Source organism: Psychroserpens jangbogonensis (genome assembly GCF_000797465.1).
Classification (GTDB): domain Bacteria; phylum Bacteroidota; class Bacteroidia; order Flavobacteriales; family Flavobacteriaceae; genus Psychroserpens; species Psychroserpens jangbogonensis.
The window spans coordinates 359,072-371,563 of sequence record NZ_JSWG01000015.1 but is presented as its reverse complement, the minus strand read 5'-3'; the positions used below and the strand labels follow the sequence as shown (position 1 = coordinate 371,563).

Below are 12,492 nucleotides of genomic sequence, written 5' to 3'. Positions count from 1 at the left end.
TTTAACAGCGTATTAACAAGAGTTACTATTTGCAAACTCTATTTTTGTTTCGTTATTGAACGACCTACAATATATTTATGAAATTTTATTTTTATTCATTTCTTAGCGTATTACTTGTTTTTAGCTGTGAAAACTCTAGCTCCAAACGAGGAGATTGCGCATATTTTGGTGGTGAAATTATTAACCCAAGTAACAACTACATTACACTTAGTAATACACTTGGAAGCAAAGACACTATTTACCTTGATAAACGCAACAGATTTATTCATAAAATTGACAGTCTAAAACCTGGATTGTTTTCGTTTACGCATGGAGGAGAATTTCAAACTATTTTATTGGAATCTAATGATAGTCTGTTTTTTAGATTAAACACCAATGATTTCGATGAGTCCTTAGTTTATACTGGTTCTGGTTCGAAAAAGAACAATTACCTTATAAGATCGTTTCTAGATGACGAAATTGAAAATAAGGAGTTCATGAATACTAGTCATTTAGAACCTGAAGTTTTTGTAGAGCATATGAACAAGCTCAGAAAACAAAAGTTAGCTTATTTTGAAGAGTTTTTTGCAAATAAACCTGCATCTGATTTATTTAAAAGTATTGTAAAATCTAGCATTGATTATAACCATTACGCATATTTTGAAATGTTTCCGTTTGGTTACTACGGAAATAATAAATTGATTCACTTTAAGGATTTACCTGAAGGCTTTTATGATTACAGAAATGAAGTAGATCTTAACAATGAAAGTTTAAGTGAATTGTATGTCTATAATAGATTCTTATTTTGGCATTTTAATAACATTGCCTTAAAACAATATTATAGTGATAGGAATCATGAAGCTTTTGACAGAATGGCCCTAGACTACAATATTGAAAAATTAAGACTTATTAATAGTACTATTACTAGTGAAAAAATCAAAAATTATTTATTGAAACATACCATAAGAGATTTTGTATTAAATACAGATGACCGGGATGCTACAAGAGAGATGATTGACTATTATCTTGAAAGAAGTTCAAATCCTAAAGATAAAGTCTATTTAAAAGCGCTTGTTGCAGGTGCAAATAAGTTAAGACCTGGGAATATGCTTTCAGATGCAGCCATAATTGATTACAACGGTAATGCTATAGAACTAAGCTCACTTGTTGATTCGCCAACTGTTATTTATTGTTGGTCAACTAATTTTAAAATGCATTCAAGAAATAGTCATTTTAAAATTAAGGAGTTAAAAGCCAAATTTCCTGAAATAAATTTTATTGCCATTAACTTTAGTGATAATGATTTTCACTTTTGGAAAAAGACTGTGAGGTCTTTACATTATCCTACTGCATACGAATATAAGTTTGCTAATCCTTCTGAGGCTATAAAGAAGTTTGTAATTACATTTAACCACAAAATAATTGTAGTTGATGAACAAATGGAAATCGTAAACTCTAATATTGGTCTTTTTAGTGAAGAGATGACTAAATGCTTAGAGAAACAAACGGCTTCATCTAAATCATCAACCTTAAAATAAAAACACTCTTAAATATTAATATTCAAGAGTGCCTAATATTCTAAAAACGTATCGTTTAGTTTCCTTTATTATAATCTGCTAAAAACTTTTCTAAACCTAGATCAGTTAATGGATGTTTCAATAATCCAACAATTGAACTTAAAGGTCCAGTCATAACATCTGCTCCTAGTTTTGCACAATCTATAATATGCATTGTATGGCGAACAGAAGCTGCAAGAATTTCAGTTTCAAAACCGTAATTATCATAAATCATTCTTATTTCTGCAATAAGGTTTAAACCGTCAGTTGAAATATCATCTAAACGACCAATAAAAGGAGACACATAAGTTGCACCAGCTTTAGCAGCTAACAAAGCTTGTCCTGCTGAAAAAACTAATGTGACATTAGTTTTAATACCCTTATCATTAAAATACTTACAAGCTTTAATACCGTCTTTAATCATTGGTAATTTAACAACAATTTGGTCATGAAGTTCTGCTAGTGCTTCTCCTTCTCTAACCATACCTTCAAAATCTGTAGCTATCACTTCTGCAGAAACATCACCATCTACAATATTGCAGATATTAACATAATGCTTCATAATATTGTCATGGCCAGTAATTCCTTCCTTAGCCATTAATGATGGGTTTGTGGTAACTCCATCTAAAATACCCATATCTTGAGCTTCTTTAATTTGATCAAGATTAGCTGTATCAATAAAAAATTTCATATAAACTGTGTTTTTATTTCCTACATTTATTCTGAATTAATATCAGAAAAGAAGAAACGTAGTTGTGATTATTTCTAGCCACGAAATTACAACTTTAACACAGGTTAAATGATATCTTTTTTTCAAAACATATCAACATAATAATTAATTAATAGTAATTGTAAATTCTTTTGAAGTCGACTCAGAGCACATTACATCTTCATATTCATCAGTATCATGATCGTAATTTAATGGTGGATCAACATATAGCAATAAAGTAAAAGTGAATTTACCATCTACTTCTGGAATTCCTTCAAAAGATACTGTTCTATAGTTTACGACCATTTGTAAACCGTCTGGTAAATCTCCATAAATATCATAATTATACCCATAATCATCATCTCTAGGTTCATTTTTGATTTCGGTAGTTACTTCTTGGTAATAGTATACATCAATTGTCCCGTCTTTAAATGTTTTGTCATGAATTTCTGGACGTCTATTCAGGATGCAATCTAAAAGATCTTCGCAACCTGAGAACATAAAAAATGATAAAAATAACAGAAGAGATAATTGTTTTTTCATGATGATTATGTTTTGCAACCTATCATCAAAAAACATACCAATACTTAAATTTTATAATGACTTAGAAGTAATTTCTCATAAACCTTGTCTGGTAGAATTCGTTTTAATACCACAGAAAACTTTTGCATAAAAGCACCAACCTTATAATGAATCTTTGGGTTTGATGTATTAATAATTTTGTAAACTGCATTTGCAACTAATGATGGATCATTCCCTTTATCAACGTCTTCATCAATAGCTTTTAAAACTGAACCATATTTTGTTTCATAAGGTGACCCTTTTGTAACTGGTGCATGAAAGCGACCTGCAGCAATATTAGTCGCAAAATCACCTGGAGCTAAATTGGTCATTTGGATACTGAAATCTTTAATTTCCATTCTAAAAGCTTCAGTAATCAATTCTAAAGCACCTTTGCTCGCGCTGTAAATTCCGCGATATGGCAATCCCATATAACCTGCAATAGAGGTTATATTTATAATCAAACCAGAATTTTGTTGGCGCATTTGAGGTAAAACTGCTTTAATAACATTGATTGGTCCAAAAAGATTGGTCTCAAAATTACGCTTGATTTCTACATCAGGAGTTTCTTCAATAGGACCAGTAATTCCGGCACCTGCATTATTTATAAGGACATCTATCCTACCAGAAGTTTCAACTACAGTTTTGATTGCATTTTCTATAGAAGTGATATCAGCAACATCTAAGGCTAGAAGTCTGAATTTAGATGCTGGATAACGATCTGGATTCCTGCTAGTGCCAAAAACTTCATAACCTTTAGTAGTTAGAAATTCACCTATAGATTTTCCAATACCAGAAGAACCTCCAGTTATTAATACAACTTTTGACATAAATTAAATAAGCTATTTGGAGTTAAAAATACAATATAATTAGGAAAGTATAGCGCACAAAAAAAGGCAAGCTACCTACATCACACCGCTACGACCACGTACCTTTGCTTCGTTCCCGACCTGGAGGATTAAGCAGGAGCTGGTTGTGTAGGACTTGCCGACTGCAAAGATACAATCTTTTAATACTTCTGCAATGATTTTTTAAACCGAATTTTATTAAATAACTTGCGTCAAAATTCGATAAAAAATGCAGGTATTTAAATCTTTCATTCTCATAGCTTTATCCCTATTATTAATCAATTGCGGAAATTCAGAAAGCAAAACAAATAGCTTTTCGATTACCACAAATGCAAAAGATAATGTTACTAAACTGGGAGAAACTATTAAACTTTCGATTAATAATCCAAACAAGGTTGACATTTCTTCTGTTAGTTACAAACTAAATGGAACCCCTGTAAATGAATCTTTTGATTTAAATAACCAAAGGTTGGGTGTTCAAAATATTACTGCTACAATTAAATATGATGATTTACAGGAGGACGTGTCTTCCAAAATCACAATCCTGAATAACCAACTCCCAAAAATATATAGCTATAAGATTGTTAACGAGTATCCTCACGATATTACATCATATACGCAAGGTCTAGAATTTCATAATGGTGAGTTATATGAAAGTACTGGTCAATATGGAGAATCTAAACTTAGAAAAGTTGACTATAAAACTGGTGAAGTCTTAAAAAATGTAGATTTAAATCAGCAGTATTTTGGTGAAGGGCTAAGTATATTAAATAACAATATTTACCAATTGACGTGGAGAGAAAATACTGGACTTGTATATGATGTTGATACTTTTGAAAGAACTAGTAGTTTTAAATATGGTCAAAGTAAAGAAGGATGGGGAATTTGTAATGACGGAATAACGCTTTACAAATCTGACGGAACAGAAAGCATCTGGTTACTAAATCCTGAAACTCTTACTGAAGATTCAAAACTTCAAGTTTACACTAATAGAGGTAAAATTATAGGCATTAATGAAATGGAATGGATCAACGGTAAAATCTATGCCAATCGTTATCAGAAAAATGGTGTCGCTATTATTAGTCCAAAAAATGGTGCTGTAGAGGGTGTAATAGACTTTTCGCCTTTGCGTAAATTAGTGACCCAACATCAAGGTTTAGATGTCCTTAATGGCATTGCATATAATCCAGAAACCAAAACGATTTTTGTTACAGGTAAACGTTGGGATAAGCTATTTGAGGTTGAAGTATTTGAAAAATAATATGCTAATATTTGAAAAGAAAATCACAGTTAAAACAGAAGATTTAGATGCTCGAAATCATGTAAATAACGTCACGTATGTACAGTGGGTTCAAAATATTGCTGAAGAAAACTGGATTGATAATACGTCAACTACTATTAGAGACAACTATTACTGGGTCATGCTAAGTCACCATATCCAATATAAAGCCGAAGCTATTTTAGGTGATGGTTTACTCTTAAAGACATTTGTCACTAAATCTGAAGGCCTTAGATCTACTCGGATTGTTGAAATTTACAATCAAAACACAAGTAAATTACTGAGTTCATCAGAAACGATCTGGTGTTTAATGTCACACGAAACCAATAAACCGACTCGAATTACTCAAGAGATTGTTGAATTATTTAGATAGTTCAACCTCAATCAGTGTTAAAATATCATAATCTTGTATTTGTTGTCGTTCAAATTATCTTAATTTGAATAGCTAACCAATTTATCTATGTTCGTTAAAAGACTAGTTATTCTACTTCTACTACTCTTACCAATTAGTATTTTATCTCAAAATATTAATGGAAAAGTTTACGATGCAGAAACGACAGTTAAAGGTGCTTTAGTTATTAATGTCACACAAAATATCATGACATACACCAACGACAAAGGTGATTTTAAAATTCAAGCTAAAGTAAAAGACACATTATATGTTAGTTCGCTTTTTCATACTAAAACATTTATTGCAATTAAAGAACAAGATTTTGAGGACATTGTCGTCATCGAAGTTAAAAAAACCATCAATGAACTTGATGCTGTGCTTTTAAGAGATGAGCGTGAACGAAAATTTGATTCTATTAAAATGGCTTCACAGGTCAATGAGCAACTCAAAGAAGATATTAAACGTAATCCCATTCAATATACTCCAGCACCAAGCGGAAATATCGATTTTATTGCTATAGCTGGTATGATTGGTCGTCTTTTCAAAAGCAAAAAACCTAAAGAAGAACCAATAGTTCCTATTACTTACAAGGAATTTAATTCACTCTTTAATAAAGATCGTTTTTTTAATGACGCTTTACTTTCCTTCGATTTAAACATTCCGAAAGAATATCAAGCTCTCTTCTTTGATTACTGCGATTCTAAAGGAATCGATTCTAAATTATTAGCCAAAAACAAGCAAGTCTTTTTACTGGAAGAACTCGTAATATGTAGTCAAGAATTTCAAAAGATTATAGAGGAATCAAAAAAAGCTAATTAAATTATACGAATTGCACTAAAATTTAGTTTTTATACTACAAATTGGCTCCAAAAGTTTTATTTTTAGCACATAAACGTATTGGGTTTTTCACTCTTGCGCTGTAGACATTAAAACAACTATGAAAAGAATATTATACTTTCTATTAACAATATCATTTGTAATGCTTTGGAGTTCTTGTCGTAAAGACTTCGATTTTTCTCCGAGCACTGGAGATCTTTCATTTTCTAAAGACACAATATATCTTGATACAGTTTTTACCAATATTGGTTCTAGCACATACAATTTAAAAGTCTATAACAGAAGTGATAATGATATTTCTATACCAAGTGTGAGATTAACACAAGGTGAAAGTTCTAATTACAGATTAAATGTAGATGGAATGGCTGGAAAAGTTTTTGAAAATGTAGAACTTCTTGCAAAAGACAGTCTCTTTATTTTTGTAGAAACTACATTTGACATACAATCTATAGTCGCAGCTGACAATCAGTTTTTATATACTGATGCTATTGAATTTGATAGTGGCGGGAATCTCCAAAAAGTAGAATTGGTAACTTTAGTTAAAGATGCAATCTTTATATTTCCAGACAGAGATAATAATACTGGGATTATTGAAACACTAACTTTTGATGTTGATGGAGACGGAACACCTGATGAAACTTCATTGCAAGGTCGATTTTTAGATAATAGCGAACTCACATTTACGAATGAAAAACCATATGTGATATATGGTTTTGCTGCAGTTGATGAAGGAGACGTACTTACTATTGAAGCAGGAGCTCGTGTACATTTTCATGCAAATTCTGGATTGCTAGTCACCAATAATGCTTCTTTAAAAGTTAATGGAGCCTTAAGCAATGATCAAGAGTTATTGGAGAATGAAGTCATTTTTGAAGGCGACCGTTTAGAACCTCTTTATGAAGATATTCCTGGACAATGGTCTACTATTTATTTGTTTGATGGAAGTGTTGATAATGTAATCAATTATGCCACTATAAAAAACAGTACTGTTGGTGTGTTATGTGAGCTTAACCAAGATGCTCCAAACGATAAATTAACCATTACCAATTCAAAAATTTATAACTCTAGTAATTTCGGGATATTAGGTAGAGCGACTTCAATTCGAGGAGAAAACCTAGTGATTAATAATTCTGGTCAGTCTTCTATTGCTGGAACTCTAGGTGGAAAATATAATTTCACACATTGTACAATTGCTAATTATTGGAATTCAAGTTTCAGGCAATTCCCTTCAGTTTTACTGAATAACTTTATTATAAACGAAGACAATTCAGTGACCTCAAATAATCTTGAAGAAGCTAATTTCAACAATTGTATCATCTACGGAAATGACAATGCAGAAATAGATATTTCAGGTGAAAACACAAGTGATTTGTTCTATAAGTTTACAGATTGTTTGATTCGTTTTGATGTAATTGGCGACCCAATAGATTTTGATGAAATTGATCACTTTGAAAACATCACACTAAACGATGACCCAGAGTTTAAATTCCCATTTGATAATGATTTAAGACTTGATGAAGATTCAGAAGCAAGAGGAATTGGTAATCCGATTTTTGCTGGTCAAGTTCCTTTTGATATTTTAGGGAATGGGAGAACGATGATTACCGATTTAGGTGCTTATCAATTTGTGCCTTCAGAAGACTAATTCAACACAATCTTTTTAATTACTTCGGTAGTTTTTCCTTTAAAACGCAGTAAATAAATACCATTAGAATTATTTCTAAGGTCAATGATATTGCTTTCTTGTGATATTTGTTTAGATAAAACTAGTCGACCCAAATAATCCAATACGTGCACTTCTAAAGATTCGGTTATGTTTTTAATTGTAACTATTCCGTTAGTAGGATTTGGAGAAACTATAATAGGATTCACATTAAATTCTGAAGTTGATAAAGTGCTTCCTTCTTGCACTAACAAGGTCTGATTAGGAACTACATTCGTTACGACATCTTCTACTCCACTTAACCAAGTTACCTTTACGTAATCAATAGTTGTAGCATTACCAATTCCAAAAATTTCAGTGGCAGAATTCTGACCTAAAAATCCTTCACCACAAATCGTATAGCGATACATCACTTCATTGTTGGCATACACTTCAATCCAAGAACCAATGCCATTTTTATTACTCTGTTCTCCTTTCAATTTGACTTTAAGCCAATTATTAGTATCATTTTGGTTTTGCCAAAGCGAGTGATTATCAGGAGCTTGATTAGCAACTATAAAATCTTGAAAGCCATCATTATCTATATCACCAATAGCATTCGCAAAGCTTTTAAATTCATCATTATCAAAACCGGAAGTTGTAGATAAGGTATAGGTGAAATCATTTTGACATTCGTAAAATGCTGTAGTAAGCAATGATGAACTTGGATCATCAATCATACTACTTATGTACAAATCCAAATCTGAATCATTGTCGGCATCAAAAAAGTTTGCTCCCCAACCAATACTATTAAAACTCAATCCGTTAGTCACAGCAATATCATCGAATGTTCCGTCTCCATTATTTTTCAGCAAATGGTTGCCTTCGACTGTATTTGTAATATAAATATCAAGCCAACCATCGTAATTAAAATCTTCAATTGTTGTAGACATAGCATTAGCAGCGATATCTGTACCAGAAGCAACACTTACATCTGTAAACGTATTATCTCCATTATTTCTATATAGAATATTAGTATTTACGAATCTATCATTAGACATGTAGATGTCCTGAAACCCATCTTTATCATAATCGAAAAAGGAAGCACAAAAGGTTAAGTGACCTGTTAAACTAATTCCTGCTGCGAAAGAAATATCAGAAAAGGTTCCATTTCCATTATTATGATACAATTTATTCGGTACAGTACCACTCACATCCTTATTGGATAAAAATAAATCTAAATGCCCATCATTATCAATATCTCCAAAAGTAGCACCATAGGTATATAAAATATTGAAGTTTGAAAATCCTGCGGCAACTGTTACATCAGTAAAATTAAAATTACCATCATTTTGATATAGCAAATTAATACCATCCAATCTGGTGACAAACAAATCGTTATCATCGTCATTATCATAGTCTACCCAAATGACTTGTTTTGAATGACCTGTAATTGTCATTCCATAAAACTCTTCAACAAGTTGTCCTGAATTGTTCTTAAAAAAACGAACTGGATCACTCCCTTTACAAGCAATAGTAATATCGTCCCAACCATCGTTATCGTAATCAAAAAAACTAATGCCTCCTAAATTGGTCCCTGTAGATGTATTGTTTACCAAACCTAAAGGAATGGCATTATTTTGAAAGAAAGCTTGTGAATATGTACTGAAAGAAAACAGCAAAACACTAGTCATGACAAGTACTTTAAGCAATCTTCTTTTTTTGAAAAATAACATAGCAATGGTTATATAAGTCATCTAAAAGTAAACTAAATTTTTAGACCTCATCAATTTTCTCCTATTTCAATAGAAAAACAGTAACTACTAAAACAACGTAATTATAAAAATAATGGCTTATTGCTCATCATTTCATTAACATTTTCAGCAATAGTTTCTAACTTCTCATCATTTTCGTGATTTTTAATGACATCATCAATAAAACCAACAATAACGTCCATATCAGTTTCAATTAATCCTCTTGTAGTCACAGCTGGAGTTCCAATACGAATACCAGAAGTCACAAACGGACTTTTATCATCAAATGGTACCATGTTTTTATTTACAGTAATATCAGCTTTCCCAAGTGCCTCTTCAGCAGCTTTTCCAGTGATATCTTTATTACGTAAATCAATAAGCATCATGTGGTTATCTGTTCCTCCTGAAATAATATGGTAACCTCTATCTACAAAAGCTTTAGCCATTGCTTCTGCATTCGCTTTCACTTGCAACATATACTGCATAAATTCATCTGTCAATGCTTCACCAAATGCAATCGCTTTAGCAGCAATAATATGTTCTAACGGTCCGCCTTGATTTCCAGGGAATACTGCAGAATTAAACAGCGAGGACATTTTTTTGAGGTTTCCGCTTTTTAACTTTAATCCAAATGGGTTATCAAAATCTTGCCCCATTAAAATCAAACCTCCTCGAGGACCACGTAATGTTTTATGTGTTGTAGTGGTTACAACATGACAATGCGGAATTGGATCATTCAGAATACCCTTAGCAATTAATCCAGAAGGATGAGAAATATCTGCAAACAATAAAGCGCCAACGCTATCTGCAATAACACGAAAACGTTTAAAATCCATATCACGAGAATAGGCAGAAGCACCAGCAATAATCAATTGAGGTTTTTCACGAGTAGCTATTTCTTGAATTTTATCATAGTTAAGAACTCCTGTTTCTTCATCTACTCCGTAAAATACTGGATTGTATAATTTACCAGAGAAATTTACTGGAGAACCATGTGTTAAATGACCTCCATGAGATAAATCAAAACCTAATATTTTATCACCAGGATTTAAACAAGCTGCAAAAACAGCAGTATTGGCTTGACTTCCAGAATGTGGCTGGACATTTGCATAAGCGGCACCAAATAAGGTTTTCGCTCTATCAATTGCAAGCTGTTCTACTTCATCAACAATTTCACAACCTCCATAATAACGCTTGCCAGGATATCCTTCAGCATATTTGTTGGTTAAAACAGAACCTGCAGCTTCCATAACTTGGTCACTTACAAAATTTTCTGAAGCAATAAGCTCTAAACCATTGATTTGTCTTTGCTTTTCAGCTTCTATGAGTTCGAATATTTGTTGATCGCGTTGCATAAGTAATATGAGAATTAAAATTTATCAAAAATAAGAAATCATCTTCTTAAATAGATTTAAAAAAGCCAGTTTAACTCAATGTTTTATGAGCAGGTTATTAACATTATTTTTTAATCTATTTTTTAGGGATTTATGCAATTAAAACAAAAAAAAATATGTACGTTTGAATAGAAAACAATAACAATTTAATATTAAAGATTATGCCTTTATCTGCAAATAATCCTGATCGTAGCTCATGGTTACATGTTGGGAAGAATTCTGATTTTCCTGTTCAAAATATTCCTTTCGGTGTTTTTTTAACTCGCGATGATATCATTACTATTGGTACTCGAATTGGAGATACAGCAATTGACCTTGGTGCATTACACCAATTAGGATATTTTCATGGAATCCCGTTAACAGATGATATTTTCTTACAAGATACACTTAACGATTTTATAGCAGATGGAAGAAAAACGTGGCGTTTAGTGCGTAACCGTATTGCTGAAATATTTGATAGCAATAACACGAGTTTAAAAAATAACACAAAGCATAAAGAGATTGTTTTATTTCGATTAGACGAAATTGAGATGCAATTACCAGTTCAAATTGGTGATTATACAGATTTCTATTCAAGTATAGAACATGCTACAAATGTTGGTACAATGTTTAGGGATCCAGACAATGCATTATTACCAAATTGGCTTCACATTCCTGTAGGTTACCACGGAAGAAGTAGTTCTATTATTCCTTCAGGAATTCCGATACACAGACCACAAGGGCAAACAATGCCTGCTGGCAGTGACCAACCTATATTTGGTCCTTCAAAATTGGTCGATTTCGAATTAGAAATGGCATTTATTACTACTGATGCTAATGATTTAGGTGAACCAATTCCAATTGATGAAGCTGAAGAGTATATTTTTGGTTTAGTTTTATTTAACGACTGGTCTGCAAGAGATATTCAAAAATGGGAATATGTTCCATTAGGACCTTTCTTAGCCAAGAGTTTTGCATCTAGCATGTCTCCATGGATTGTAACACTTGATGCTCTTGATCCATTTAGAGTTGAAAGTCCGAAACCATTAAAACCACAATTACCGTATTTACAATATAAAGGAAAGAAAGGTTTTGATATTAATCTTGAAGTAGCTATCAAACCAGATGGCGCTAAAGAAACGACTGTAAGTAAGTCAAATTTCAAACATATGTATTGGAATATGTCTCAGCAGTTAGCACATCATACCGTAAATGGATGTCCAGTAAACTCTGGTGACATGATGGGAAGTGGAACGATTTCTGGTCCAACACCAGATTCTTATGGTTCTATGTTAGAGATAACTTGGAAAGGTGAAAAGCCTATCAAAATGAAGGATGGTACAGAACGTAAATTCATCAATGATCATGATAAAGTGATTATGCGTGGCTATTGCGAAAAGGATGATACCAGAATTGGTTTTGGTGAAGTTTCTACAGAATTATTACCAATTTACAATCCGAAGAAAAAGAAGTAAATACAATACTACTTAATATATATAACTCGAAGCAAATCAATGATTTGTCTTCGAGTTTTTTATTTGGCATCATATTTGGATTCTATAT

Annotated in this window: 11 protein-coding genes and 1 other RNA gene; 6 read left to right on the top strand and 6 right to left on the bottom strand. The window is 32.1% G+C overall.

The genetic code is table 11. From position 1 onward, the window contains the following. The first annotated feature begins 77 nt into the window (after window positions 1–77). Window positions 78–1,517 carry a TlpA family protein disulfide reductase gene (locus RH81_RS15385; protein WP_052172591.1) on the top strand — a complete coding sequence of 480 codons (1,440 nt, stop codon included), beginning with the start codon at window positions 78–80 and terminating at the stop codon, window positions 1,515–1,517. Window positions 1,518–1,572: 55 nt separating this feature from the next. Here the strand turns inward: RH81_RS15385 and fsa are convergent, their stop codons facing one another. The 4 genes from fsa to ffs all read right to left on the bottom strand — a co-directional run bounded on the left by fsa (window position 1,573) and on the right by ffs (window position 3,795). Beyond that, entirely contained in the window at window positions 1,573–2,226 is a 654-nt protein-coding gene (gene fsa / locus RH81_RS15380; RefSeq protein ID WP_033961963.1) for a fructose-6-phosphate aldolase, read from the bottom strand. A gap of 144 nt (window positions 2,227–2,370) precedes the next feature. Beyond that, window positions 2,371–2,787, bottom strand: a complete 417-nt coding sequence (locus tag RH81_RS15375) for a hypothetical protein (protein WP_033961962.1) — start codon at window positions 2,785–2,787, stop codon at window positions 2,371–2,373. A 44-nt stretch (window positions 2,788–2,831) separates the two neighbouring features. Then, window positions 2,832–3,635, bottom strand: a complete 804-nt coding sequence (locus tag RH81_RS15370; protein ID WP_033961961.1) for an SDR family oxidoreductase — start codon at window positions 3,633–3,635, stop codon at window positions 2,832–2,834. A gap of 61 nt (window positions 3,636–3,696) precedes the next feature. Then, an RNA gene (gene ffs, locus RH81_RS16815) (signal recognition particle sRNA small type) lies at window positions 3,697–3,795 on the bottom strand. An 87-nt stretch (window positions 3,796–3,882) separates the two neighbouring features. Between ffs and RH81_RS15365 the strand changes: the two genes are divergently transcribed. From RH81_RS15365 to RH81_RS15350, 4 genes are all read left to right on the top strand, one after another. Continuing rightward, window positions 3,883–4,914 carry a glutaminyl-peptide cyclotransferase gene (locus RH81_RS15365; RefSeq protein ID WP_033961960.1) on the top strand — a complete coding sequence of 344 codons (1,032 nt, stop codon included), beginning with the start codon at window positions 3,883–3,885 and terminating at the stop codon, window positions 4,912–4,914. A gap of 1 nt (window position 4,915) precedes the next feature. Continuing rightward, window positions 4,916–5,305 carry an acyl-CoA thioesterase gene (locus RH81_RS15360; RefSeq protein ID WP_033962209.1) on the top strand — a complete coding sequence of 130 codons (390 nt, stop codon included), beginning with the start codon at window positions 4,916–4,918 and terminating at the stop codon, window positions 5,303–5,305. Between the two features lie 87 nt (window positions 5,306–5,392). After that, window positions 5,393–6,142, top strand: coding sequence for a peptidase associated/transthyretin-like domain-containing protein (locus RH81_RS15355; RefSeq protein WP_033961958.1), 750 nt, complete (start codon window positions 5,393–5,395; stop codon window positions 6,140–6,142). Between the two features lie 118 nt (window positions 6,143–6,260). Then, window positions 6,261–7,805 (top strand): right-handed parallel beta-helix repeat-containing protein, encoded by a 1,545-nt coding sequence (locus RH81_RS15350; protein WP_033961956.1) that lies wholly within the window; start codon window positions 6,261–6,263, stop codon window positions 7,803–7,805. Here RH81_RS15350 and RH81_RS15345 read toward each other — a convergent pair. Both RH81_RS15345 and glyA read right to left on the bottom strand, forming a co-directional pair. Continuing rightward, window positions 7,802–9,514 (bottom strand): T9SS type A sorting domain-containing protein, encoded by a 1,713-nt coding sequence (locus RH81_RS15345; protein ID WP_161791999.1) that lies wholly within the window; start codon window positions 9,512–9,514, stop codon window positions 7,802–7,804. The genes RH81_RS15350 and RH81_RS15345 overlap by 4 nt on opposite strands. Before the next feature lie 125 nt (window positions 9,515–9,639). Beyond that, complete coding sequence (gene glyA, locus RH81_RS15340) at window positions 9,640–10,911, bottom strand: serine hydroxymethyltransferase (RefSeq protein WP_033961950.1); 1,272 nt, start codon at window positions 10,909–10,911, stop codon at window positions 9,640–9,642. Window positions 10,912–11,111: 200 nt separating this feature from the next. Between glyA and fahA the strand changes: the two genes are divergently transcribed. Then, entirely contained in the window at window positions 11,112–12,404 is a 1,293-nt protein-coding gene (gene fahA, locus RH81_RS15335) for a fumarylacetoacetase (RefSeq protein WP_033961947.1), read from the top strand. The last annotated feature ends 88 nt before the right edge of the window (window positions 12,405–12,492 follow it).

Coding starts and splice junctions, on each gene's coding strand:
- fahA (WP_033961947.1), top strand. CDS start 11,112: ATGCCTTTATCTGCAAATAATCCTGATCGTAGCTCATGGTTACATGTT.
- RH81_RS15370 (WP_033961961.1), bottom strand. CDS start 3,635: ATGTCAAAAGTTGTATTAATAACTGGAGGTTCTTCTGGTATTGGAAAA.
- RH81_RS15360 (WP_033962209.1), top strand. CDS start 4,916: ATGCTAATATTTGAAAAGAAAATCACAGTTAAAACAGAAGATTTAGAT.
- fsa (WP_033961963.1), bottom strand. CDS start 2,226: ATGAAATTTTTTATTGATACAGCTAATCTTGATCAAATTAAAGAAGCT.
- RH81_RS15375 (WP_033961962.1), bottom strand. CDS start 2,787: ATGAAAAAACAATTATCTCTTCTGTTATTTTTATCATTTTTTATGTTC.
- RH81_RS15385 (WP_052172591.1), top strand. CDS start 78: ATGAAATTTTATTTTTATTCATTTCTTAGCGTATTACTTGTTTTTAGC.
- RH81_RS15350 (WP_033961956.1), top strand. CDS start 6,261: ATGAAAAGAATATTATACTTTCTATTAACAATATCATTTGTAATGCTT.
- glyA (WP_033961950.1), bottom strand. CDS start 10,911: ATGCAACGCGATCAACAAATATTCGAACTCATAGAAGCTGAAAAGCAA.
- RH81_RS15355 (WP_033961958.1), top strand. CDS start 5,393: ATGTTCGTTAAAAGACTAGTTATTCTACTTCTACTACTCTTACCAATT.
- RH81_RS15365 (WP_033961960.1), top strand. CDS start 3,883: ATGCAGGTATTTAAATCTTTCATTCTCATAGCTTTATCCCTATTATTA.